The organism is Mycolicibacterium aubagnense (assembly GCF_010730955.1).
GTDB classification, from domain to species: Bacteria; Actinomycetota; Actinomycetes; order Mycobacteriales; family Mycobacteriaceae; genus Mycobacterium; species Mycobacterium aubagnense.
Genome location: NZ_AP022577.1, coordinates 3,731,599 through 3,755,548 on the forward strand (window position 1 = coordinate 3,731,599; position 23,950 = coordinate 3,755,548).

Annotated in this window: 10 protein-coding genes; 3 read left to right on the forward strand and 7 right to left on the reverse strand. The window is 67.3% G+C overall.

Going from position 1 to position 23,950, the window contains the following annotated elements:
- Positions 1 to 112: 112 nt before the first annotated feature.
- From phaZ to G6N59_RS18075, 3 genes are read right to left on the reverse strand one after another with little or no spacing between them, the layout of a single operon-like run.
- A complete protein-coding gene (gene phaZ, locus G6N59_RS18065) occupies positions 113 to 931 on the reverse strand; it encodes a poly(3-hydroxyalkanoate) depolymerase (protein WP_138228191.1) in 819 nt (272 codons plus the stop codon).
- Positions 928 to 2,613 (reverse strand): PHA/PHB synthase family protein, encoded by a 1,686-nt coding sequence (locus tag G6N59_RS18070; protein ID WP_138228192.1) that lies wholly within the window; start codon positions 2,611 to 2,613, stop codon positions 928 to 930. Before G6N59_RS18070 ends, phaZ begins: the two co-directional genes overlap by 4 nt.
- A 2-nt stretch (positions 2,614 to 2,615) precedes the next feature.
- Positions 2,616 to 4,118 carry a long-chain-fatty-acid--CoA ligase gene (locus G6N59_RS18075; protein WP_138228193.1) on the reverse strand — a complete coding sequence of 501 codons (1,503 nt, stop codon included), beginning with the start codon at positions 4,116 to 4,118 and terminating at the stop codon, positions 2,616 to 2,618.
- Between the two features lie 113 nt (positions 4,119 to 4,231).
- Here G6N59_RS18075 and G6N59_RS18080 point away from each other — a divergent pair, with 113 nt between their 5' ends.
- Together G6N59_RS18080 and G6N59_RS18085 are read left to right on the forward strand one after the other, a co-directional pair.
- Positions 4,232 to 5,413: a PucR family transcriptional regulator gene (locus G6N59_RS18080; protein WP_138228194.1), complete on the forward strand. Its 1,182-nt coding sequence runs from the start codon at positions 4,232 to 4,234 to the stop codon at positions 5,411 to 5,413.
- A gap of 291 nt (positions 5,414 to 5,704) precedes the next feature.
- Positions 5,705 to 6,601: a hypothetical protein gene (locus G6N59_RS18085; protein WP_170212333.1), complete on the forward strand. Its 897-nt coding sequence runs from the start codon at positions 5,705 to 5,707 to the stop codon at positions 6,599 to 6,601.
- A gap of 214 nt (positions 6,602 to 6,815) precedes the next feature.
- Here G6N59_RS18085 and G6N59_RS18090 read toward each other — a convergent pair whose 3' ends face one another.
- Positions 6,816 to 8,651 carry an acyl-CoA dehydrogenase gene (locus G6N59_RS18090; RefSeq protein WP_138228196.1) on the reverse strand — a complete coding sequence of 612 codons (1,836 nt, stop codon included), beginning with the start codon at positions 8,649 to 8,651 and terminating at the stop codon, positions 6,816 to 6,818.
- Positions 8,652 to 8,888: 237 nt separating this feature from the next.
- Between G6N59_RS18090 and G6N59_RS18095 the strand changes: the two genes are divergently transcribed.
- The gene (locus tag G6N59_RS18095; protein WP_138228197.1) at positions 8,889 to 9,968 is read left to right on the forward strand and encodes an NAD(P)H-dependent amine dehydrogenase family protein; all 1,080 of its coding nucleotides are present in this window, start codon (positions 8,889 to 8,891) and stop codon (positions 9,966 to 9,968) included.
- A 22-nt stretch (positions 9,969 to 9,990) separates the two neighbouring features.
- Here G6N59_RS18095 and G6N59_RS18100 read toward each other — a convergent pair whose 3' ends face one another.
- The 3 genes from G6N59_RS18100 to G6N59_RS30905 form a co-directional block, all read right to left on the reverse strand.
- Positions 9,991 to 11,166 carry a glycosyltransferase gene (locus tag G6N59_RS18100; RefSeq protein ID WP_197907889.1) on the reverse strand — a complete coding sequence of 392 codons (1,176 nt, stop codon included), beginning with the start codon at positions 11,164 to 11,166 and terminating at the stop codon, positions 9,991 to 9,993.
- 30 nt (positions 11,167 to 11,196) lie between these two features.
- Entirely contained in the window at positions 11,197 to 13,107 is a 1,911-nt protein-coding gene (locus G6N59_RS18105; RefSeq protein ID WP_138228198.1) for a glycosyltransferase family 87 protein, read from the reverse strand.
- Between the two features lie 565 nt (positions 13,108 to 13,672).
- Positions 13,673 to 23,200, reverse strand: a complete 9,528-nt coding sequence (locus G6N59_RS30905; RefSeq protein WP_220099698.1) for a hypothetical protein — start codon at positions 23,198 to 23,200, stop codon at positions 13,673 to 13,675.
- Positions 23,201 to 23,950: the final 750 nt, after the last annotated feature.

Here is a 23,950-nt window from a genome sequence, read left to right on the forward strand (position 1 = left end):
GCCGGGAGCGGTCAACGTGCCTTGACAGTCAAGGCACGTTGACCGCGCCAAATCGCATGCGCCGAGGGAGACAGACCTTCGCCGGGCGTCGTCGCCTGATCGCTGCTCGCGGTTAGGCGCGTTCCCCGGGCTCGCTGAGGAACGTGGCGATCACCGGTGCCAGTTCGCCGGCATTGGTGATGAGGTCGACGTGTCCGCCGGAGTGCAGATACAAATGTGAGTGCGGCATCAGGAAATTCATGATCCGGGCGTTGGCCACCGGGATGATCGGGTCGTCGGTGCCCGCGACGATCAGGGTCTCCTGACGAACCGCGGGCAGTGCGTGGATGCTCGTCCACACCGCACCCGCCAACAACTGGTGCACGTATCCGACCTTCGAACCGGCATGCAGCTGTTGCCTGAACAGCTTGGCGATGTCCTCTCCGTGCTGCCGCACGGTGCCGCCGTAGAGCTCGCCGGCGATCGACGCCGCATAGCCGGCATTCGAGAACCGTTTCGGGGTAACCATTTTCGCGAGGACCCGAGGGTGCCCGGGAATCATCACCGCACCGGTCCCGGTGGCCACCAGCACCAGCCGCCGGCAGCGCCGGGGGTTCTGGAACGCGAACTGCTGGGCCAGGGCGCCACCCCACGACAGGCCGAGGATATCGACCACGGTGAACCCCAGCTTGTTCAGCGTCCGGCCCAGCACCCAGGCCAGGTAGGGAAAACCATAGGGCGCGAACGACGTTGGCGAGCCCCCGGTTCCGGGTACATCGAACCGGATCACCGTGGTGGCCGGCAGGTGCTCGACGAAGGGGTCGAGCACCTCCAGACTGGCACCGATGCCGTTGCACAGCACCAGCGGGACCGCACTCGGGTCGGTGCCCCGGTCAACGCGGACCCGCAGTCGCTGACCACCGACCGACACATACCGCTCGGTCGCGGTCATTTCTGCAGCACGTACGTGCCGGGCGCCGGGCCGGTGGCGACGAAGCCTTCGGCGCCCAACGTCCTGGGTGCCTCGACGTCGTCACCGCTGCGCTCTGCCAGCCATGCGACGTAGTCGGGCCACCATGAGTCGCTCGACTTTTCGGCCTCCGCGAGCCATTGCTCGGGCGTCCCGTCCTGCACCTGCGCGATCCGGTATGACGCCTTCGGGTTGCCCGGCGGGTTGACGAGCGCGGCGATGTGGCCGCTGGTCGACAGCACATAGCGGTTGTCCTTGCTGCCCAACAACTTCGCGCTGCGATAGGTGGCCTGCCACGGTGAGATATGATCGGCGATACCGCCGATGACGTAGGCATCGCAGGTGATCTTGGACAGGTCGACGGGCGTGCCGAGCATGCTCGCGGCACCCGGGGTGACCAGCGAATTGTTCAGGCCCATCAGCACCATGTCGCGGTGCAGCGCGGCCGCCATCCGGGTGGTGTCGGCGTTCCAGAACAGCACGTCGAACGCCGCCGGACTGCGGCCCTGCACGTAATTGTTGACCCAGTACCGCCAGACCAGATCGGTCGGTCGCAGCCAGGCGAACATCTCGGCCATGGCCTTGCCGTCCAGGTAGCCCTTGCGGGCTGACGTGGCGATCGCGGCCTGCGCTGCGCGGTCACTCATTGCGGCAGAGGCGAATCCGGCCCGGTCCTGATCCAGCACCGTCACCGCCAGGGTGAGGCTGGCGACTTTGTCGCCGTCGCCGGTCTCGGCCAGATGCGCCGCGGTCATGGCGGTGATGATGCCGCCGGAGCAGCTCGCCATCAGGTGGGTGCCGGCCGCGCCGGTGATGGCCCGCACCGCGTCGATCGCCTCGATGATCGCCGCACCGTAGGCATTGACGTCCCAATCCTTGTGCCGTGCTTGAGGATTGCGCCACGAGATGGCGAAGACCTGCTGCCCCTGTTGCACGAAGTACTCGATCATGCTGCGGCCGGGGGCGATGTCCATGATGTAGTACTTGTTGATCACCGGCGGCACCATCAGCAGCGGCACCGAGTGCACCGTCGGGGTCTGTGGTGCGTACTGGATCAGCTCGAACATCCGGGTCTGCAGCACCACCGCGCCTTTGGTGACGGCCACCGTCTCGCCGACGGTGTAGGCGTCGGGCTCGACCATGGCTGGCACTCGCGGCGACGACATCATGTCCCGGGCAAAGGCTTTCAGGCCGCGAACGGCGCTGAGGCCACCGGTGTCGATCATCGCCTTCCAGCCCAGCGGGCTGATCAACGGGTTGTTGGTGGGCGCGAGACCCTCGATGGCGTTGTCGAAGACGAACCGCATCCGCGCTTCGTCGCGCCAGTCCAGATCGGCGTCGGAGAACAGCTTCTCGGCAGTATCCGACGCGGCCAGGTAGCCCTGCATGATGCGGTGTAGCACCGGATTCTGTTGCCACGCAGGGTCGCTGAACCGCTTGTCCGCCCGCTGCGGCGCCAGATCGCAGTCCCCGGCGGCGATGCTGCCGAGTTCGCGGGCCAGCTCCTTGCCGCGCTCCAGCACGGTACCGGGCTGCGTGGCCAGGCTGGCGGCCATCCGGGCCCAGGCCTGGTCGGGCATCATCCGGCGCGCGAAAGGTTTGGTGGCGCTGGTCAGCAGCAGGTCCAGTGGTGCAGCCAGTTCTTCGGGGTGCAGGGTTGCCATGATCACTTGTCGCTTTCGGTTGTGGGAACGGTGATTTCGCGGCGGAGCAGCTTTCCGGTCGGACCCTTGGGCAGGTCGTCGAGGAACCAGATGCGTCGCGGGTACTTGTAGGCGGCCACCTGGCTCTTGACGAACTCACGGAGTTCATCGGCGGCGACCTCGATGCCGGGCTTGAGGCTGATGGCGGCGCCGACCTCCTCGCCGAGCGAGTCGTGCGGGATGCCCACCACAGCCGCCTCGGCGACCGCTGGGTGGGTGTAGAGCACTTCTTCGATCTCGCGGGGGTAGACGTTGAAACCGCCGCGGATGATGAGCGCCTTCTTGCGGTCGACGATGTAGTAGTAGCCGTCTTCGTCGGTCCGGGCGATGTCGCCGGTGGCGAACCAGCCATCCGCGTTGATCGCTCCCGCCGTGGCATCCGGCAGGTTCCAGTAGCCCTTCATGACGTTGTGGCCGCGGATCTCAATTTCGCCCGGCTCGCCTTGTGCGACCTCTACGCCGTCGTTGTCGACCACCCGCATCTGGACCCCTTCGACCGGCGTGCCGATCGAGCCGGGCTTGCGCGGGCGGTCCGGGTGGTTGAACGCCGCCACCGGCGAGGTCTCGGACAGGCCGTAGCCCTCCAGCACCGGGCAGTCGAAGGTCGTCTCGAAGTCCTGCAGCACCTGGACCGGAATGGCCGCGCCGCCCGAGACCGCCACCCGTAGCGTCTCCGTCGAAGCCGAGCCGGCCGCCGCCAGCAGCGCCGAGTACATCGTCGGCACGCCCTCGAAGATCGTGACGCCGTCCCGCTCGACCAACTCCAGGGCCTTCGCCGGATCGAACCGCGGCAGCAGGCTCAGCGTCGCGCCGGCCAGCACGGCCGAGTTCAGGCCGCACGTCAGGCCGAACACATGGAACAGCGGCAAGCAGCCCATCACCACGTCGTCGGGCCCGATGTTCAGCAGGGTCCGTACGCAGACGTCGGCGTTGCGGCCCAAGCCACCGTGGGTCAGCTCGGCGCCCTTCGGCTTGCCCGTCGTACCCGACGTGTGCAGGACGACGGCGGTGTCGTCGTCGGCCCGCTCGACCGGCGCGGGTTGCGCGGGCAGGTCCGCGATCAGCGCCGCCAGCCCGGCGTCGTCCACCACCCAGCAGCCTGCGCGTGCAGCCTCGGTGCCGGCCTCCGCTTCGTCGGCGAAGGCCGGCGTCGCGAACAACGCCCTGGCCGTCGTATTGGAGAGGTAGAACTCGATCTCCGGCGCTTTGAGCAGCGGGTTCATCGGCACCGCGACGGCGCCGGCGTACATGATCCCGTAGAACGCGGCAGCGAAGGCCGGCCCGTTCGGCAGCATGACGCCGACGCGGTCGCCCGGCTCGATGCCGGCCTGCTGCAGCAGCGTCGCGACGCGCGCGGCGGCATCGTCGAACTGGGCGTACGTGTAGGTCTGGTCGTCGCAGCGCAGGGCCACATGGTCGGGGCGACGGGTCCGGCTGGCGACGAGGTTGTGGCTCAGGTTGGTCATGCATCTAAGCGTGATTCCGTGCGGCCCCGGAGGCGATGGTGGCGGGAACAACAGTGCCCATCGCCAAATGTGATCGCCCACAATCGGCCCGCGCGCTCACCTAAGGTGGGCTGATGCGGGCCGGGGTCGACGAGCACATGCGGGAACTCGGCCGGATCATGCTCGCGCGCGTGGAGACGCTCGGCGAACAACTGGCCGACCGCATCTACAGCCGGATCGACGGCTACCGCGCGACACCGTCAGCCCGGGACAATGTGCGCGAAAGTTGTATCGCCAACATGACTTTCGTGTTCCATACGCTCTGCGGTGACGGCGAGGCGGACCTGTCGCCGGCCGAGGCGACCGGCCGGCAACGGGCCGTCGAGGGCATTCCGCTGGCGGCGGTGATGACGGCCTATCGCATCGGTTTCCGCTTCATGTGGGAGAGCAGCGTCGCCGCGGCACGGGAGGCCGGCATCCCGACCGAGTCCATCCTGGAGGCCAGCGCGCGCATCTTCCTCAGCCAGGATGAGTTCACCCAGGCGATGACGGGTGCCTACCGCGAACAGCTCACCAGCCAGATCGTGGACCGGGAAGAAGAGCGTTCGGCACTGGTGGAAGCGGTGTTGTTCGGCCGTATCACCGACAACCAAAGTCTTTGGGAGGCAGCCGATCTCCTTGGTCTCCCGACGACGGGGCCGTATGTCGTCGCCGCCGCCGAGATTCCGGCCATCGGCAAGGTGGGGCTGCCAGAGATCGCGAGCAAGCTCGCGGCGCGCGACATCAGGTCGGCCTGGCGGCTGCTGCCCGACCTGCAGGTCGGTGTCGTGCACCTGCGGCAGGACGCGACGTACGGCGTGCTGGTCGAGGTGCTCCGCAAGATCGCGACAGCGCGGGTCGGCCTCAGCCCCGCGTTCGCGAGCCTGGCGGAGACCGGCGAGGGTCTGCGTCTGGCCCGACTGGCGGTCGCCGGCAAGCCCAGTCGCGACGGCTTCGTCTGCGCCTTCGATGACGCGCCGCTGGCGTTCGCCGCCGTCAGCGCGCCGGAGGTGATGAACCGCATCGAGGAGTCGGTGCTCGGCGGGCTGCGCGGGCTGCCTTCCGAGGAGCGGTCCATCCTGAGTCAGACCTTTCAGGCCTGGCTCGATGCGGGCGGTTCCGCCAACGAGGCGGCCGCCGCAATCTTCTGCCACCCCAACACCATTCGGCACCGCCTGCATCGCATCGAGGAGCACACCGGTCGCTCGCTCTCACGTCCCCGCGACGTCGCCGAGCTGTGCCTGGCGTTCGAGATCAGCCAACGCCTGCCGGACTAGTTGGAGTGTGACTCTGGCTTGGCAGAGGGGTTAATTGCACAAGTTCTGATGCTTGCCGGTTGAGTGTGCGGGTTGACGGACGGCTACTCGCACAAGTTCTGCTACGCCGCACAGTCAACGGGCGGATGGGGTGCCCGGGCGGGATGTACGCGCGCTGATTGAGAGTGCGCGTATGCAGACGGCCATTCGCGTGGGTAGGTGCTATCCACAGTTCCAGATCGATCCCCAGGCGTCGCCTTCGGGGTGGCTGACAACGCCGCGGATGTCCCTGACAGCGGAGACGGTGTCACCATGACCGAACCATTCATCGGCAGCGAAGCTCTGGCGTCGGGGGTGCTGAACCGCTACGAGCTCGGTCGCCACCATCGGCTGCTCATGCCAAAGATCTACGTGGACAAGCGGGCAGCGCTGTCGCTCCAGCAGCGCATTACCGCGGCATGGTTGTGGTCGGGCCGCGACGGGGTGATTGCAGGCGCCGCGGCTTCGGCCCTGCACGGCGCGCGATGGGTGGCTCACGACGTCCCTATCGAGCTGATTAGCACCAAGATTCGTGCACCTACGGGCGTGATCACCCGCCGGGACACGGTGCACGACGACGAGGTCACGCTTGTCGACGGCATGTCCGTCACCAGCGTGGAGCGCACAGCATTCGACCTGGGCCGTCGCGGGCTGATCGGGTCTGCGGTCGCTCGCCTCGACGCCCTCGCTCGCGCCACCGGGTTCAAGGGCGAGGACGTTCTGAGGTTGGCGGACCGTCATCGCCACGCCCGTGGACTGCGCCAACTTGAGCGGGCGCTCGACCTATTCGACCCAGGCGGCCATTCGCCGCAGGAAACCCGGTTGCGATTGACGTTGATCGGCGCGGGGTTCCCCAAGCCTCAGACGCAGATACCGGTACTCGGACCCGACGCGAACCCGATCTACTTCATCGACATGGGTTGGGAGGAACTCATGCTGGCTGTTGAGTACGAGGGCATGCAACATGCGGATTCGCTCGGCTATGACATCATGCGCGGCGACTACATCGCGCACATCGGGTGGACGCACGTCAGGGTTGCTGCAGGGCATCGCAAGCCGTCGGTCATCGTGCGGGTCGAGCGGGAATGGGGCCGCTTGTGGCGGCCAGGGCTTGGACTTGCTCCGCGCACGGCGCCACTGCCTGGTCCACCGCTCGACCGCATGCATTGATCGTGCGTTTGCGTTGCTCGCTACTCGCAAGAAGTCTGCTGTGGCGCACAGTGAAATAGGTGGCTGGGTGGCCAGGAGTTCACTGTGCGTGAGAGTAGACGGTTACCCGCAGAAGTTCTGCGTTCGCGCACAGTCAACGCGCGGAGCCGGCGCACAGTCAGCGCAAAAAGAAGCAGCCCCCGGCGAATGCCGAGGGCTGCTTCTTTGAGATGGATCAGAAGGACGCTTCGTCCAGCTCCATGGTCTCGTTGTCGATGGACTCGAGAACGGTGCGGGTGCTGGTGAGCAGCGGCAGCATGTTCTTGGCGAAGAACGATGCGGACGCGATCTTGCCCTCGTAGAAGGCACGGTCGTCACCGGCGGCGCCGTCGTCCAGAGCCTTGATGGCAACAGCGGCCTGCTTCAGCAGCAGCCAGCCGATGACCAGGTCACCGACGCTCAGCAGGAACCGGACCGAGCCCAGGCCCACCTTGTAGATCGACTTCGGGTCTTCCTGAGCGGCCATCAGGTAGCCGGTCAGGGTGGCGGCCATGCCCTGGACGTCGCCCAGAGCGGTGGCCAGCAGCTCGCGCTCGGCCTTCAGACGGCCGTTGCCGTCCTGGTTCTTGATCAGCTGCTCGATCTCGCCGGCCACGAACGCCAGGGCCTGGCCCTTGTCGCGGATGATCTTGCGGAAGAAGAAGTCCTGCGCCTGGATGGCGGTGGTGCCTTCGTACAGCGAGTCGATCTTGGCGTCGCGAATGTACTGCTCAACCGGGTAGTCCTGCAGGAAGCCGGAACCACCGAAGGTCTGCAGCGACTCGGTCAGCTTCTCGTAGGCCCGCTCGGAGCCGACACCCTTGACGATCGGGAGCATCAGGTCGTTGACCTTGAAGGCCAGCTCGGCGTCCACACCGTGGACGGCCTTGGCGACCTCGGCATCCTGGAACGACGCGGTGTACAGGTACACGGCGCGCAGGCCCTCGGCGTAGGCCTTCTGGGTCAGCAGTGCCCGGCGCACGTCCGGGTGGTGCATGATCGTGACGCGCGGAGCCGTCTTGTCCATCATCTGGGTGAGGTCGGCACCCTGGATGCGGGTCTTGGCGTACTCCAGAGCGTTCAGGTAGCCAGTCGACAGGGTCGCGATGGCCTTGGTGCCGACCATCATGCGGGCCTGCTCGATGACGTCGAACATCTGCGCAATGCCGTTGTGCACCTCGCCGACGAGCCAACCGACGGCGGGGGTGCCGTGCTGGCCGAGCGTCAGCTCACAGGTGGCCGAAACCTTCAGGCCCATCTTGTGCTCGACGTTGGTGACAAAGGCACCGTTGCGCTCGCCGGGCTCACCGGTCTCAGGGTCGAAGTGGAACTTCGGCACGAAGAACAGCGACAGACCCTTGGTGCCCGGTCCGGCGCCCTCGGGGCGGGCCAGCACCAGGTGCATGATGTTTTCGAACAGGTCGTCCGAGTCGGCCGAGGTGATGAATCGCTTCACACCGTCGATGTGCCAAGTGCCGTCGGCCTGCTGGACGGCCTTGGTGCGGCCGGCGCCCACGTCAGAGCCGGCGTCGGGCTCGGTCAGCACCATGGTGGCGCCCCAGCCGCGCTCGGCAGCGAGGACGGCCCACTTCTTCTGCTCGTCGGTGCCGTTGTTGTAGAAGATTTCGCACATGCCCGAGCCCATGGCGTACATGTAGGCGGCCGGGTTGGCGCCGAGGACGTGCTCGATGAGCGCCCACTGCAGCGCGCGGGGCATCGGCATGCCGCCGAGCTCTTCCTTCAGACCGACCTTGTCCCAGCCGCCGTCGAGGAGAGCGCGCATCGACTTCTTGAACGGCGCGGGCAGCGTGACGGTGTGGGTCGCGGGGTCGAAGACCGGCGGGTTGCGGTCGCCGTCGGCGAACGAATCGGCGATCGGGCCCTCGGCGAGGCGCGCGATCTCGTTGAGCATTTCTCCGGCGGTGTCGGCGTCCAGGTCGGCGAACTTGCCTTCGCCCATCGCCTTGTCTACGCCGAAGACCTCGAACAGGTTGAACACCTGGTCACGGACGTTGCTCTTGTAGTGGCCCACGATTTCTCCTCGATGAGATGGAACTGTCGGTTGGGTACTCAGGGCTAAGTTACCCACCAGTAACTGCGGCTAACTATACCGCCGGGTAACTTCATCGCAAAGCACTTGTGGGCAATTTGTACGCAAGCACCAACCCAGTAGTTGATCGGAGCCCCATCGGGCCCGTCAAAAACTCGCTGACCAGCGATTTCGGCAGGGTGTGAGGATGGTCACTCGGGGGTGAAGTACGGTGCACAAATGCGGCGAATTGTGGTGTGGGGAACAGGAAATATGGGGGCCACGGCGATCCGATCAGCGGTGGCTTTCCCCGGCCTCGAGTTGTCGGCAGTCATCACCTCGAGCGAGGGCAAGGCGGGTCGCGACGCGGCGACGTTCGCCAAGCTGGACACCCTGACCGGAAAGGTCGCCACCACTGATATCGACGCGGCCCTCGCGGACTGCGACGCCGTGGCCTATATGTCTTCCGGAGACATCCGTCCCGAGGAGGCCATCGCTGAGATCGAGCGCTGTCTGCGGGCCGGCAAGCACGTCGTGACGCCGTCGCTGTACTCCCTATACGACCCGGCGTCGGCGCCGGCCGAGTGGGTCGAGCGTCTTTCCGACGCCGCAGCCGCCGGTAATGCCTCGTTGCTGGTGTCGGGAGTCGATCCCGGGTGGGGCAACGACGCGCTCGCTGTGACGGCGGCCGGGTTGTGCACCCGGATCAAGACAATCAGATGCCAGGAGATCTTCGACTACTCGACCTACAACCAGCCCGAAGCGGTGCGGGTGCGCTGCGGTTTCGGCGGCTCGATGGACGAGACGCCGTTGATGCTGATTCCGACCGTCCCGACGATGGTGTGGGGTGGCAATGTGCGGCTGATCGGCCGCGGGCTCGGCATCGAGATCGATGACATCACCGAGACCTGCGAGCGCCTGCCGCTGGCCGAGGACGTCGAGAACGTCATGGGCCGCTTCGCGGCGGGCACCCAGGGCGCCTTCCGGCTGGAGGTCATCGGTTGGTCGCAGGGCGTGCAGCGCGTGATCATCGAACACATCACCCGCATCGATCCGTCGTGCGCGCCGGATTGGCCGCAGCCCGACGAGGGCGTGGGCGACCACCGGGTGATCATCGATGGTGACCCGCAGCTGACCATCGTGGTCCGCGCCGACGTGCCGGGCGGGACCAGGGCCGACGGCGGCAACACCACCGCGGCCAACCGGCTCCTCGGGGCCATCGAGTGGCTCGCCACCCAGAAGCCGGGCATCTACGACGGCCTTGACGTGCCTTTGCATGCGCCGCTGCCGGCTGAGGTTGAGTCGACGCGCTGGGCTTGAGTGGCTATTCAGCGCGCCGGGCTCAGAAGGGGTGGCTACTCCGCAATCTTTGGCCGGCCTGGTGGGCGTCCGATAGCGCGTGCTTCGCAGAATAGGGCGCGTCGGACGACAGCTTCTGCAGAGCAAAATCGAGGTTCGCCTTGATGCGTGGTTTGTGGCCCTCCGGTACCTCCGACCACTCAAGCAGTTCCCGGCAGATTTCCGCGCTGTTCGCGTAATTGCCCAGCCAGTAGTCGGCGACCGACAGCTCATCAAGGCACCGCCAGGTGTAGTACTCGATATCGAGAAACAGTGTGTCCGTGGGCTTCTCGATCTCCAAACCTGCTGCCGCGAACAGCCTTGCCGAGGCCATGTGGTTGTGCTCGCGAAGATAACGCGCCAAGTTGCCCAGCGCTTCGGCGCGTGCCGGCCGAAAGTCGTAGGCCCGCATGTAGAGATGGATCACCACGGACTCGTCCAACTCCAGACGTTCAGCGATACAGGCGCATTGGTACATGGAATACCAGACTTCTTCGTCCCACCCGCCCATGGTGATCCGTTGCTCGTACGCTGCCAACGCCTGTTCCAGGTGACCGGCGTCGCGATGGCTCTGGGCAAGGTAGAAGACGTAGCGGTCATTGTCAGGCTCTTCCTGGAGCGCGCGCTCCAGTATTCGAGCATCGTTGCTGTACTTCTCGTGCGGACTGACTTGGCTTCGTCCGCCGTCGAAGTAGCCGACAATGCACGGACCGTCAAGCCGACCGCCGGAGCGTTCGATGTCGCACGCCGGGAACTCGTGGAGCACACCGACATAGCGCCAATCGCAACTGTCGCGTAGCAGGCTTCTCCGCCAGAACAGGTTCTCGGCGACTCCATTGGCGTGCAGCACGTCGTAGTAATCCAGATCGAGGACGGGCCACTGGAATCCATCCGGCACGACGAGCTGCTCGTCGGCGTCGATGATCAGCATGAAATCCGCTTTGCCACGGGCTAGTTCGAGCGCCTCGGAGCGGTTGGTGCCGAAGTCTTGCCATGGACGGTGGTGCAATTCACCCGGGATATCGGCCAGCAGTTCTTTGATGAGCTCGGGTGTTCCGTCACTGGATCCGGTATCGACGATCACCCAGTAGTCGATCAGTCCTTTCACTGATTCCAGACAACGACCGATGACATGTCGCTCGTCTTTCACGATCATGTTGAGACAGATCGTCTGCGTCATGGGATCTCCTCGCACCGCGCCGGTAGCCGTTCAGCCCAACTTGATGTCCGGTGGGACACTCTTGGCGAAAGCGGGGTCTGCGGCAACGACATCGCGGATCAGATCGACACCGTTGGCGTCACCTGACCGCACCATCAAGACGCCGAGGTTGAACTTCGCGGCAGGCGAATCGGGATTCAGCTCGAGAACTCGTTGGTACAGCGCGATCGCCCGCGCGGGGTTGGAATCAGTGTTCATGACAGCGAGGTTGTACAGCGGTTTTACGAAGGTGGGGTCGATGGCCAACGCAATGCCGTATTCGCGTTCCGCCTCCGCAATCATGTTCTTCTCTTGATAGAGGTGGCCCATGTTGAAGTGGACGAACTTGTTGTCGGGATCGCGGTAGGCGGCCGTCAGGTAAGACCCGAACGCGGCGTCAAGGTCCCCGTTACCCTCCGCCTCGATGCCCTGCGCGATGATTGCGCCGGTGGACATCCCAACGAACGTCGTGAATTTGGTCGGCGGCGCAACGTGTTTGATGTGCTTGTAGACCGTCACCGTCGAAGTCTGTTGGACGGTATCGAAACTCGACAGGAACCATTGACTCAGTTCGGGAGTCCACGGGATGTAACTGCTGAGCGGCGCAACGAGGGCGACATAGTCCGCGCGGTTGAGCTTGTCGGCGAATGCGGTCACGAAGTCCGTCGGGTACGTGCCGGTGTACAGCCCGTGTTGATCAGTCCGCGCAATCCACTCCCCGTACGGATCGACCATCGTCGGGCACGCGCTGCTGTTCGAGGTGAACCGGTCCGCGACCACAGCGGACGTGGTGAGGTCGGTTACCAGACATGACCCGTCGGGGACAGCTGCCTGTATGACGTCCGCCGGGTTGAACGACCCTGCGAGTAGTGCGCGGGCGTGAGCGCCGGCCTGCACCATCATTCCTGCGGACAGCGCACCGGCCAATACGAGGCACGCCAGTGCTGCCCGCTGAGTGGAGATGAAACGCTTCGCAAGCGTTGCAACCAATGAGCCCGCCGCCATGCTCATGAACGCGGCCGGCAAATACGCCTGCTGCGAATACAGCTGGCCGCCAACCATTGCCACTGCGACGGTGGCCAGCAAGGCTGCCACCACGAACCAGTCGTTGACGACGAAATCAGTACGGGACCTGAACACCCAGTAGGCGAAACCCGCGATCAGCAACAGCGCGCCGGCGATCACAACGCTGTTGGGGACGTCTATCCATGAAATACCTTCTGCACCAACCAGTTGCCGCACCTTGAACACTACCGATGCATTACCTGCCCACTCATGTTGGAACGGAGCGACGACGACGTCGTCGAAGAATCGGTCGGGGGCGGCGGCGAAGAACGGCAGGCAGACCACCACGAACGTACCGACCATGGTCGCTGCCAACCTCAGTGCGGACTTTCGCCGCATAATGACGACTACGACCAGGGCAGCCAGCGCTACGGGTATGGCCGCCAACTCGACGGTGCAAGCAAATCCGAAGGCCAGGCCTGCCAGAATGACTCGGCGCGGACTTGCGATGTCTCCGGATTGGAAGAGCAAGGCGGCACCGATCAAGCAGAACAGCACTGTGTATGGCGCGAGTAGCAGTGTGTGAGTTGCGTTGATTGCCAACGGAAATAATACGAATAGCACGCCCGCTGCCAATGATGCGACCGGGCCGCGCCGACGCACCACTGAAGCCACCAGCACTGCGTTCGCAATGGCAACCAGTATGGTCATAATGCGGGCCAACACCAGCGCAGTCGATGAACCTGCGAGAACACTGACCGCCGCGACGGGCGACATCAGGACAGACATGCCCGGCGGATGCAGGAACAGGAAGCTGCTGTACGGCAGGTCGCCGTGGATCAGCCTGATAGCCGACCCCAGCAATATGCCATCGTCGTAACCCAGACCGCTCGCCGCCGACCCGTGAACACCTCTCATTGCGAAAGGCTGCGCGAGAATGAGTACGCCCAGACACCCAGCCAGGAACCCTGGCACGATCAACGAGAGTCTCTCCGCTGAAAGCCATCTCGCGTTGGTCTTGTGGGTCGAGACGACTGGCTCTACCTCAAGCTGTGAATACATTCAACACTCCACTCCTCGTTGCTGTGAAAAGGTCTCTGTTCCATGAAGCCCGACATCGTCGTGAGGCCGAAGCCATAGGCTCATCGCGCCCACCGGTACCTCATCGGCGCCGTCGTATTGCGCAACTGAGGGGACGATCTCGACGCGTTCAACACTGGGCAGCTCGCTCTGATTTAGGTACATCGGTACACACTTCCCACCGGGACATTGGCAAAGCCAAGAAGGCCTCCGCCGACTGTGGAGTACATGTCGTAGAGCTTGCTGCAGGTGCCTCCCGTAAGCGTTGGTGCACTAACGGTCCCGCCCTTGTTGGTGCTGGCATCAACCGCATAAGCCGGCACCATGTACACGCCGGCGCTGGAAACGCTCGAGCTGCAGGTACCTGTTAGCCCCGTCAGCGAGCCGGTGCAACCTGAAATCGTCACGTACCCCACCTGGGCACCAGTTGCGCCCTGCGCTCCTGTTGCGCCGGTGGCGCCTTGCGCACCGGTGGCGCCTTGTGCGCCCGTGGTGCCTTGGGCTCCGGTGGCGCCTTGCGCACCTGTCGTGCCTTGCGCGCCTTGGGCTCCGGTGGCGCCTTGCGCACCTGTCGTGCCTTGGGCACCCTGCGCACCCGTGGTGCCTTGAGCTCCCGTGGCACCGGTTGCTCCGGTGGCGCCTTGCGCGCCCGTGGTGCCTTGGGCTCCGGTGGCTCCGGTGGCGCCTTGTGCACCTGTCGCGCCTTGAGCACCGGTGGCGCCTTGTGCACCCGTGGTGCCTTGGGCTCCGGTGGCGCCTTGCGCACCTGTCGTGCCTTGGGCGCCTTGCGCACCCGTGGTGCCTTGAGCTCCCGTGGCACCGGTTGCTCCGGTGGCGCCTTGTGCACCTGTCGTGCCTTGGGCTCCGGTTGCTCCGGTATCGCCTGTTGCTCCGGTTGCGCCCTGCGCACCCGTGCTGCCTTGTGCTCCCGTGGTGCCTTGTGCTCCCGTGCCACCGGTTGCTCCGGTGGCGCCTTGGGCTCCGGTGGCGCCTTGTGGGCCGGCGGCGCCTGTATCGCCTTGTGCACCTGTCGCGCCTTGTGCTCCCGTGGCACCGGTTGCTCCGGTGGTGCCTTGGGCTCCGGTGGCGCCTTGTGGGCCGGCGGCGCCTGTATCGCCCTGCGCGCCTTGGGCACCCTGTGCACCGGTGGTGCCTTGAGCGCCCGTGGCACCGGTTGCGCCGGTGGTGCCTTGAGCTCCGGTAGCGCCCTGCGCACCTGTCGTGCCTTGTGCTCCGGTGGCGCCTTGTGCACCTGTCGTGCCTTGAGCGCCGGTGGTGCCTTGGGCTCCGGTTGCGCCTTGCGGGCCGACGGCGCCTGTATCGCCTTGCGCGCCTTGGGCTCCGGTAGCGCCTTGCGCACCTGTCGTGCCTTGAGCACCGGTGGTGCCTTGGGCACCGGTTGCTCCGGTGGCGCCTTGCGCACCTGTCGTGCCTTGAGCGCCGGTGGTGCCTTGAGCTCCCGTGGCACCGGTTGCACCTGTTGATCCGGTGGCGCCCTGCGCACCTGTCGTGCCTTGAGCACCGGTGGTGCCTTGCGGGCCGGCGGCACCGGTATCGCCTGTTGATCCGGTGGCGCCTTGGGCACCGGTAGCGCCCTGCGCACCTGTCGTGCCTTGGGCACCGGTGGCTCCGGTATCGCCTGTTGCTCCGGTGGTGCCTTGGGCTCCGGTGGCGCCTTGGGCACCTGTCGTGCCTTGAGCACCGGTGGTGCCTTGGGCACCGGTTGCTCCGGTGGCGCCTTGCGCACCTGTCGTGCCTTGAGCGCCGGTGGTGCCTTGAGCTCCCGTGGCACCGGTTGCACCTGTTGATCCGGTGGCGCCCTGCGCACCTGTGGTGCCTTGGGCTCCGGTTGCGCCTTGCGGGCCGGCGGCACCTGTATCGCCTGTCGTGCCTTGAGCGCCGGTGGTGCCTTGGGCTCCGGTTGCGCCTTGCGGGCCGACGGCGCCTGTATCGCCTTGCGCGCCTTGGGCTCCGGTTGCGCCTTGTGCACCGGTGGTGCCTTGGGCTCCGGTTGCTCCGGTATCGCCTGTTGCTCCGGTGGCGCCTTGTGCACCTGTGGTGCCTTGTGCACCTGTCGTGCCTTGGGCACCGGTTGCGCCTTGCGCACCTGTCGTGCCTTGTGCACCTGTGGTGCCTTGAGCTCCCGTGGCTCCGGTGGCGCCCTGGGCGCCTGTCGTGCCTTGGGCTCCGGTTGCTCCGGTATCGCCTTGGGCTCCGGTGGCGCCTTGGGCACCGGTGGCACCGGTTGCACCCGTGGTGCCTTGGGCTCCGGTTGCGCCTTGCGGGCCGACGGCGCCTGTATCGCCTTGCGCGCCTTGGGCTCCGGTAGTGCCTTGGGCACCTGTCGTGCCTTGTGCACCTGTGGTGCCTTGGGCACCGGTTGCTCCGGTATCGCCTGTTGATCCGGTGGCGCCTTGTGCACCTGTGGTGCCTTGTGCACCTGTGGTGCCTTGGGCACCGGTGGCTCCGGTATCGCCTGTTGCTCCGGTGGCGCCTTGTGCGCCTGTGGTGCCTTGAGCACCGGTGGCACCGGTGGTGCCTTGGGTACCGGTTGCTCCGGTATCGCCTGTTGCTCCGGTGGCGCCTTGTGCACCTGTGGTGCCTTGAGCACCGGTGGCACCGGTTGCACCGGTGGTGCCTTGGGCTCCGGTTGCGCCTTGCGGGCCGACGGCGCCTGTATCGCCTTGCGCGCCTTGGGCTCCGGTGGCGCCTTGGGCACCCGTGGTGCCTTGAGCTCCCGTGGCTCCGGTGGCGCCCTGGGCGCCTGTCGTGCCTTGGGCTCCGGTTGCTCCGGTATAGCCTGTTGCTCCGGTGGCGCCTTGGGCACCTGTGGTGCCTTGTGCGCCTGTTGTGCCTTGAGCTCCCGTGGCACCGGTTGCACCTGTGGTGCCTTGAGCACCGGTGGTGCCTTGGGCTCCGGTGGCTCCGGTGGCTCCGGTTGCGCCTTGCGGGCCGACGGCGCCTGTATCGCCTTGTGCTCCGGTGGTGCCTTGGGCACCGGTTGCGCCTTGCGGGCCGACGGCGCCTGTATCGCCTTGCGCGCCTTGGGCTCCGGTAGTGCCTTGGGCACCTGTCGTGCCTTGAGCACCGGTGGTGCCTTGGGCACCGGTTGCTCCGGTGGCGCCCTGCGCACCTGTGGTGCCTTGGGCTCCGGTTGCGCCTTGCGGGCCGGCGGCACCTGTATCGCCTGTCGCGCCTTGAGCGCCGGTGGTGCCTTGGGCTCCGGTTGCGCCTTGCGGGCCGACGGCGCCTGTATCGCCTTGCGCGCCTTGAGCGCCGGTGGTGCCTTGGGCTCCGGTTGCGCCTTGCGGGCCGACGGCGCCTGTATCGCCTTGCGCGCCTTGGGCTCCGGTAGCGCCCTGGGCACCTGTCGTGCCTTGTGCACCTGTTGTACCTTGAGCCCCCGTGGCACCGGTTGCACCTGTTGATCCGGTGGCGCCCTGCGCACCTGTGGTGCCTTGAGCACCGGTGGTGCCTTGGGCTCCGGTTGCTCCGGTATCGCCTGTTGCCCCGGTGGTGCCTTGGGCTCCGGTTGCGCCTTGCGGGCCGACGGCGCCTGTATCGCCTTGCGCGCCTTGGGCTCCGGTAGTGCCTTGGGCACCTGTCGTGCCTTGAGCACCGGTGGTGCCTTGGGCACCGGTTGCTCCGGTATCGCCTGTTGATCCGGTGGCGCCTTGTGCACCTGTGGTGCCTTGTGCACCTGTGGTGCCTTGGGCACCGGTGGCTCCGGTATCGCCTGTTGCTCCGGTGGCGCCTTGTGCGCCTGTGGTGCCTGAGCACCGGTGGCACCGGTGGTGCCTGGGTACCGGTTGCTCCGGTATCGCCTGTTGCTCCGGTGGCGCCTTGTGCACCTGTGGTGCCTTGAGCACCGGTGGCACCGGTTGCACCGGTGGTGCCTTGGGCTCCGGTTGCGCCTTGCGGGCCGACGGCGCCTGTATCGCCTTGCGCGCCTTGGGCTCCGGTGGCGCCTTGGGCACCCGTGGTGCCTTGAGCTCCCGTGGCTCCGGTGGCGCCCAGGGCGCCTGTCGTGCCTTGGGCTCCGGTTGCCCGGTATAGCCTGTTGCTCGGTGGCGCCTTGGGCACCTGTGGTGCCTTGTGCGCCTGTTGTGCCTTGAGCTCCCGTGGCACCGGTTGCACCTGTGGTGCCTTGAGCACCGGTGGTGCCTTGGGCTCCGGTGGCTCCGGTGGCTCCGGTTGCGCCTTGCGGGCCGACGGCGCCTGTATCGCCTTGTGCTCCGGTGGTGCCTTGGGCACCGGTTGCGCCTTGCGGGCCGACGGCGCCTGTATCGCCTTGCGCGCCTTGGGCTCCGGTAGTGCCTTGGGCACCTGTCGTGCCTTGAGCACCGGTGGTGCCTTGGGCACCGGTTGCTCCGGTGGCGCCCTGCGCACCTGTGGTGCCTTGGGCTCCGGTGGTGCCTTGGGCACCGGTTGCACCGGTGGTGCCTTGGGCTCCGGTTGCGCCTTGCGGGCCGACGGCGCCTGTATCGCCTTGCGCGCCTTGAGCTCCCGTGGCACCGGTTGCACCTGTTGATCCGGTGGCGCCCTGCGCACCTGTGGTGCCTTGTGCACCTGTCGTGCCTTGGGCACCGGTTGCACCGGTGGTGCCTTGGGCTCCGGTTGCGCCTTGCGGGCCGACGGCGCCTGTATCGCCTTGTGCTCCGGTGGCGCCTTGGGCACCTGTCGTGCCTTGAGCACCTGTGGTGCCTTGGGCACCGGTGGCTCCGGTATCGCCTGTTGCTCCGGTGGTGCCTTGGGCTCCGGTGGCGCCTTGGGCACCTGTCGTGCCTTGAGCACCGGTGGTGCCTTGGGCACCGGTTGCTCCGGTTGCGCCTTGCGCACCTGTCGTGCCTTGAGCGCCGGTGGTGCCTTGGGCTCCGGTTGCGCCTTGCGGGCCGACGGCGCCTGTATCGCCTTGTGCTCCGGTGGCGCCTTGGGCACCTGTGGTGCCTTGTGCGCCTGTTGTGCCTTGAGCTCCCGTGGCACCGGTTGCACCTGTGGTGCCTTGAGCACCGGTGGTGCCTTGGGCTCCGGTGGCTCCGGTGGCTCCGGTGGTGCCTTGGGCTCCGGTGGCTCCGGTGGCTCCGGTGGCTCCGGTGGTGCCTTGGGCTCCGGTGGCTCCGGTGGCTCCGGTTGCGCCTTGCGGGCCGACGGCGCCTGTATCGCCTTGTGCTCCGGTGGCGCCTTGGGCACCTGTCGTGCCTTGAGCACCTGTGGTGCCTTGGGCACCGGTGGCTCCGGTATCGCCTGTTGCTCCGGTGGTGCCTTGGGCTCCGGTGGCGCCTTGGGCACCTGTCGTGCCTTGAGCACCGGTGGTGCCTTGGGCACCGGTTGCTCCGGTGGCGCCTTGCGCACCTGTCGTGCCTTGAGCGCCGGTGGTGCCTTGAGCTCCCGTGGCACCGGTTGCACCTGTTGATCCGGTGGCGCCCTGCGCACCTGTGGTGCCTTGGGCTCCGGTTGCGCCTTGCGGGCCGGCGGCACCTGTATCGCCTGTCGTGCCTTGAGCGCCGGTGGTGCCTTGGGCTCCGGTTGCGCCTTGCGGGCCGACGGCGCCTGTATCGCCTTGCGCGCCTTGGGCTCCGGTTGCGCCTTGCGCACCTGTCGTGCCTTGTGCACCTGTGGTGCCTTGAGCTCCCGTGGCACCGGTTGCACCTGTTGATCCGGTGGCGCCCTGCGCACCTGTGGTGCCTTGGGCTCCGGTTGCGCCTTGCGGGCCGACGGCGCCTGTATCGCCTTGCGCGCCTTGGGCTCCGGTGGCGCCTTGGGCACCCGTGGTGCCTTGAGCTCCCGTGGCTCCGGTGGCGCCCTGGGCGCCTGTCGTGCCTTGGGCTCCGGTTGCTCCGGTATCGCCTTGGGCTCCGGTGGCGCCTTGGGCACCGGTGGCACCGGTTGCACCCGTGGTGCCTTGGGCTCCGGTTGCGCCTTGCGGGCCGACGGCGCCTGTATCGCCTTGCGCGCCTTGGGCTCCGGTAGTGCCTTGGGCACCTGTCGTGCCTTGTGCACCTGTGGTGCCTTGGGCACCGGTTGCTCCGGTATCGCCTGTTGATCCGGTGGCGCCTTGTGCACCTGTGGTGCCTTGTGCACCTGTGGTGCCTTGGGCACCGGTGGCTCCGGTATCGCCTGTTGCTCCGGTGGCGCCTTGTGCGCCTGTGGTGCCTTGAGCACCGGTGGCACCGGTGGTGCCTTGGGTACCGGTTGCTCCGGTATCGCCTGTTGCTCCGGTGGCGCCTTGTGCACCTGTGGTGCCTTGAGCACCGGTGGCACCGGTTGCACCGGTGGTGCCTTGGCTCCGGTTGCGCCTTGCGGGCCGACGGCGCCTGTATCGCCTTGCGCGCCTTGGGCTCCGGTGGCGCCTTGGGCACCCGTGGTGCCTTGAGCTCCCGTGGCTCCGGTGGCGCCCTGGGCGCCTGTCGTGCCTTGGGCTCCGGTTGCTCCGGTATAGCCTGTTGCTCCGGTGGCGCCTTGGGCACCTGTGGTGCCTTGTGCGCCTGTTGTGCCTTGAGCTCCCGTGGCACCGGTTGCACCTGTGGTGCCTTGAGCACCGGTGGTGCCTTGGGCTCCGGTGGCTCCGGTGGCTCCGGTTGCGCCTGCGGGCCGACGGCGCCTGTATCGCCTTGTGCTCCGGTGGTGCCTTGGGCACCGGTTGCGCCTTGCGGGCCGACGGCGCCTGTATCGCCTTGCGCGCCTTGGGCTCCGGTAGTGCCTTGGGCACCTGTCGTGCCTTGAGCACCGGTGGTGCCTTGGGCACCGGTTGCTCCGGTGGCGCCCTGCGCACCTGTGGTGCCTTGGGCTCCGGTTGCGCCTTGCGGGCCGGCGGCACCTGTATCGCCTGTCGCGCCTTGAGCGCCGGTGGTGCCTTGGGCTCCGGTTGCGCCTTGCGGGCCGACGGCGCCTGTATCGCCTTGCGCGCCTTGAGCGCCGGTGGTGCCTTGGGCTCCGGTTGCGCCTTGCGGGCCGACGGCGCCTGTATCGCCTTGCGCGCCTTGGGCTCCGGTAGCGCCCTGGGCACCTGTCGTGCCTTGTGCACCTGTTGTACCTTGAGCCCCCGTGGCACCGGTTGCACCTGTTGATCCGGTGGCGCCCTGCGCACCTGTGGTGCCTTGAGCACCGGTGGTGCCTTGGGCTCCGGTTGCTCCGGTATCGCCTGTTGCCCCGGTGGTGCCTTGGGCTCCGGTTGCGCCTTGCGGGCCGACGGCGCCTGTATCGCCTTGCGCGCCTTGGGCTCCGGTAGTGCCTTGGGCACCTGTCGTGCCTTGAGCACCGGTGGTGCCTTGGGCACCGGTTGCTCCGGTATCGCCTGTTGCTCCGGTGGCGCCTTGTGCGCCTGTGGTGCCTTGAGCACCGGTGGCACCGGTGGTGCCTTGGGCTCCGGTTGCGCCTTGCGGGCCGGTTGCTCCGGTATCGCCTGTTGCTCCGGTGGCGCCTTGGGCACCTGTCGTGCCTTGAGCACCGGTGGTGCCTTGGGCACCGGTTGCTCCGGTATCGCCTGTTGCTCCGGTGGCGCCTTGGGCTCCCGTGGTGCCTTGTGCACCCGTGGTGCCTTGAGCTCCCGTGGCACCGGTGGCGCCTTGTGCACCTGTGGTGCCTTGGGCACCGGTTGCTCCGGTATCGCCTGTTGCTCCGGTGGTGCCTTGGGCTCCGGTTGCGCCTTGCGGGCCGACGGCACCTGTATCGCCTTGCGCGCCTTGGGCTCCGGTAGTGCCTTGGGCACCTGTCGTGCCTTGAGCACCGGTGGTGCCTTGGGCACCGGTTGCTCCGGTTGCGCCTTGCGCACCTGTCGCGCCTTGGGCTCCGGTGGCGCCTTGGGCACCCGTGGTGCCTTGAGCTCCCGTGGCTCCGGTGGCGCCCTGGGCGCCTGTCGTGCCTTGGGCTCCGGTTGCTCCGGTATCGCCTGTTGCTCCGGTGGCGCCTTGGGCACCTGTGGTGCCTTGGGCTCCGGTTGCGCCTTGCGGGCCGGCGGCACCTGTATCGCCTGTCGCGCCTTGAGCGCCGGTGGTGCCTTGGGCTCCGGTTGCGCCTTGCGGGCCGACGGCGCCTGTATCGCCTTGCGCGCCTTGGGCTCCGGTTGCGCCTTGCGCACCTGTCGTGCCTTGTGCACCTGTGGTGCCTTGAGCTCCCGTGGCACCGGTTGCACCTGTTGATCCGGTGGCGCCCTGCGCACCTGTGGTGCCTTGGGCTCCGGTGGTGCCTTGGGCACCGGTTGCACCGGTGGTGCCTTGGGCTCCGGTTGCGCCTTGCGGGCCGACGGCGCCTGTATCGCCTTGCGCGCCTTGGGCTCCGGTTGCGCCTTGCGCACCTGTCGTGCCTTGTGCACCTGTGGTGCCTTGAGCTCCCGTGGCACCGGTTGCACCTGTTGATCCGGTGGCGCCCTGCGCACCTGTGGTGCCTTGGGCTCCGGTGGTGCCTTGGGCACCGGTTGCACCGGTGGTGCCTTGGGCTCCGGTTGCGCCTTGCGGGCCGACGGCGCCTGTATCGCCTTGCGCGCCTTGGGCTCCGGTGGCGCCTTGGGCACCCGTGGTGCCTTGAGCTCCCGTGGCTCCGGTGGCGCCCTGGGCGCCTGTCGTGCCTTGGGCTCCGGTTGCCCCGGTATCGCCTGTTGCTCCGGTGGCGCCTTGGGCACCGGTGGCACCGGTTGCACCCGTGGTGCCTTGTGCACCCGTGGTGCCTTGAGCTCCCGTGGCTCCGGTGGCGCCCTGGGCGCCTGTCGTGCCTTGGGCTCCGGTTGCTCCGGTATCGCCTTGGGCTCCGGTGGCGCCTTGGGCGCCGGTGGCACCGGTTGCACCGGTGGTGCCTTGGGCTCCGGTTGCGCCTTGCGGGCCGACGGCGCCTGTATCGCCTTGCGCGCCTTGGGCTCCGGTAGTGCCTTGGGCACCTGTCGTGCCTTGTGCACCTGTGGTGCCTTGAGCTCCCGTGGCACCGGTTGCACCTGTTGATCCGGTGGCGCCCTGCGCACCTGTGGTGCCTTGTGCACCTGTCGTGCCTTGGGCACCGGTTGCTCCGGTATCGCCTGTTGCTCCGGTGGCGCCTTGTGCGCCTGTGGTGCCTTGAGCACCGGTGGCACCGGTGGTGCCTTGGGTACCGGTTGCTCCGGTATCGCCTGTTGCTCCGGTGGCGCCTTGTGCACCTGTGGTGCCTTGAGCACCGGTGGCACCGGTTGCACCGGTGGTGCCTTGGGCTCCGGTTGCGCCTTGCGGGCCGACGGCGCCTGTATCGCCTTGCGCGCCTTGGGCTCCGGTGGCGCCTTGTGCACCCGTGGTGCCTTGAGCTCCCGTGGCTCCGGTGGCGCCCTGGGCGCCTGTATCGCCTTGCGCGCCTTGCGCACCTGTCGTGCCTTGAGCACCTGTCGTGCCTTGTGCACCTGTGGTGCCTTGAGCTCCCGTGGCACCGGTTGCACCTGTTGATCCGGTGGCGCCCTGCGCACCTGTGGTGCCTTGAGCACCGGTGGTGCCTTGGGCACCGGTTGCTCCGGTATCGCCTGTTGCTCCGGTGGCGCCTTGTGCACCCGTGGTGCCTTGGGCACCCGTGGTGCCTTGGGCTCCGGTTGCTCCGGTATCGCCTGTTGCTCCGGTGGCGCCTTGGGCACCCGTGGTGCCTTGTGCGCCGGTGGCTCCGGTATCGCCTGTTGCCCCGGTGGTGCCTTGGGCTCCGGTTGCGCCTTGCGGGCCGACGGCGCCTGTATCGCCTTGGGCTCCGGTTGCGCCTTGCGGGCCGACGGCACCTGTATCGCCTTGCGTGCCTGGGGCTCCGGTGGCGCCTTGGGCTCCGGTTGCTCCGGTATCGCCTGTTGCTCCGGTGGCGCCTTGCGCACCTGTCGTGCCTTGAGCGCCGGTGGTGCCTTGAGCTCCCGTGGCACCGGTTGCACCTGTTGATCCGGTGGCGCCCTGCGCACCTGTGGTGCCTTGGGCTCCGGTTGCGCCTTGCGGGCCGGCGGCACCTGTATCGCCTGTCGTGCCTTGAGCGCCGGTGGTGCCTTGGGCTCCGGTTGCGCCTTGCGGGCCGACGGCGCCTGTATCGCCTTGCGCGCCTCCCGGTTGCGCCTTGCGCACCTGTCGTGCCTTGTGCACCTGTGGTGCCTTGAGCTCCCGTGGCACCGGTGGCTCCGGTGGCTCCGGTTGCGCCTTGCGGGCCGACGGCGCCTGTATCGCCTTGTGCTCCGGTGGCGCCTTGGGCACCTGTGGTGCCTTGTGCGCCTGTTGTGCCTTGAGCTCCCGTGGCACCGGTTGCACCTGTGGTGCCTTGAGCACCGGTGGTGCCTTGGGCTCCGGTGGCTCCGGTGGCTCCGGTGGCGCCTTGGGCACCCGTGGTGCCTTGTGCACCGGTGGTGCCTTGGGCACCGGTGGTGCCTTGGGCACCGGTTGCTCCGGTATCGCCGGTTGCTCCGGTGGCGCCTTGTGCGCCTGTGGTGCCTTGAGCACCGGTGGCACCGGTGGTGCCTTGGGCTCCGGTTGCGCCTTGCGGGCCGACGGCGCCTGTATCGCCTTGCGCGCCTTGGGCTCCGGTAGCGCCTTGCGCACCTGTCGTGCCTTGAGCACCTGTCGTGCCTTGTGCACCTGTTGTACCTTGAGCTCCCGTGGCACCGGTTGCACCTGTTGATCCGGTGGCGCCCTGCGCACCTGTCGTGCCTTGAGCACCGGTGGTGCCTTGGGCACCGGTTGCTCCGGTATCGCCTGTTGCTCCGGTGGCG